This window comes from Hymenobacter antarcticus (genome assembly GCF_039539545.1).
In the GTDB taxonomy this organism is placed as follows: Bacteria; Bacteroidota; Bacteroidia; order Cytophagales; family Hymenobacteraceae; genus Hymenobacter; species Hymenobacter antarcticus.
Map to the genome: position 1 here is coordinate 1 of NZ_BAABDI010000066.1, position 1,002 is coordinate 1,002.

Genomic DNA, 1,002 nt, shown 5'->3' on the forward strand with positions numbered 1-1,002 from the left:
TGTATGGTCCCGGAGTATGGTGGGTCGGTTCTCGAATAAAGCTACTAGGATTTTTCCGCCATTCCGCACAAACAAATTCGTAGGGTGTCAATCCCTTGAGCCGTTTGAGGCGTTTGGCAAAGTTGTAGGCCAGTAAAAAGGTCTGCAAGTGCGTGTTAAGCTGGTCGGCCGTTTCGTAATGAAAGCGTTTAATCGTGGCCTCTTTCAGCGTGCGGTTCATCCGTTCGACCTGGCCGTTGGTCCAGGGGTGGGCCGGCTTGGTGAATCGCTGCTCAATTTCCCGCTCATCGCAGAGCCGCCCAAAAGGGTGACGGCCCAGGTGGGGGTGGTGGGGCATATTTCGGAATTGAATACCGTTATCGGTCAATACTTTATGAATCCGATAAGGAATCCGGGCCAGTACCCGTTCCAGAAAGGCTACGGCGATGGCCTGGGTCGCCTGCGGCTGTAATTCGGCGAAGGCCAGCTTGCTGGTGCGGTCAATGGCGACAAAGAGGTACTGCTTTCCTTCTTCGGTCTGCACTTCGGCAAAATCAACGTGCAGGTAGCCCAGGGGATAGTCCTTGAATTTTGCCTTTTTTGCCGGGCTCGCCGCCTCATCTGGGGGCAGGCGGCTGATGCCGTGGCGTTGCAAACAGCGGTGCAGGGCCGAGCGGCTCAGGTGTGGAATAGCCTCTTGCAAAGCGTAGAGACAGTCATCGAGGGGCAACAGGGTCTGCTGGCGGAACAAGACGATGGCGGCTTCTTCTGCGGGCGTAAGCACGGTCGAGGCCGGTGTGGGCCCGCGCACGGCCTCTTCCGTGCTGGTGCGGCTGCGCCACTTGGCGGCCGTTTTGGGGTCGACGCCGAAGCGGATAGCTAGCTTTTGTAGGCTTTCTGTACTTTGCTGGATAAGGCGCCGAGTTGCCGGCGTTGTGCGGGCGCACCCGTGTGGTAATTTTCCCATAAATTCGTTCGGTAAGCAGGCGGTAAAGGTACCCCACTATCCTCCGGGACTATACA

Annotated in this window: 1 protein-coding gene; it reads right to left on the minus strand. The window is 57.3% G+C overall.

From position 1 onward, the window contains the following. Positions 1-946 (minus strand): IS481 family transposase (locus ABD819_RS21390; RefSeq protein WP_345127710.1); only part of this gene is annotated, 946 nt, incomplete at its 3' end. Between the last annotated feature and the right edge of the window lie 56 nt (positions 947-1,002).